The sequence below is a fragment of the Nocardia sp. SSK8 genome, from assembly GCF_037034205.1.
Taxonomy (GTDB): domain Bacteria; phylum Actinomycetota; class Actinomycetes; order Mycobacteriales; family Mycobacteriaceae; genus Nocardia.
Window position 1 is genome coordinate 1 of sequence record NZ_JBAGKD010000035.1, and the last position, 557, is coordinate 557.

The window sequence follows — 557 nt, forward strand, 5'->3', positions numbered from 1 at the left end:
GCCGCGGACGGCCCTCGGACTCGACCAGTTCCTCGTAGGTCGGTCCGTCGCCCGAGCGCTGCCCGCGCAGGCCCCACTGCCCCAGGAACAGGGCGCGCTCGTCGAGCAGGCCCGAATACTCCTGCAGCGGAAGGCCCTTCACCACGCGGGTGCCCCAGAACGGCGGGGTAGGGACCGGCAGGTCGGCGGCGACGTCGGAGCGTTCGGGGACCACGACCGGGACCTCGGCGGCCTTGCGTTCGGCGGCGATGCGCTTGGACCGCTCGTGGCGGGCCTTGCGTTCGGCGGCCTTCTCCTTGGCCGCGATGGCCTCCGGGCTGTCGGGGTCGAGGCCGCCGCCGCGCTTGACGGTCATGATCTCGTCCATCAGCCGCAGGCCCTCGAAGGCGTCGCGGGCGTAGTGGACCTCGCCGTCGTAGACCGCGGTGAGGTCGTTCTCCACGAAGGAGCGGGTCAGGGCGGCGCCACCGAGGAGCACGGGGAACTGTTCGGCCACACCCTTGGTGTTGAGTTCCTCGAGGTTTTCCTTCATGACCACGGTGGACTTCACCAACAAC

General features: G+C 70.4%; 1 pseudogene. It reads right to left on the reverse strand.

From position 1 onward, the window contains the following. Window positions 1-557: pseudogene (locus tag WA675_RS27255) on the reverse strand (methionine synthase); the annotation flags it as partial.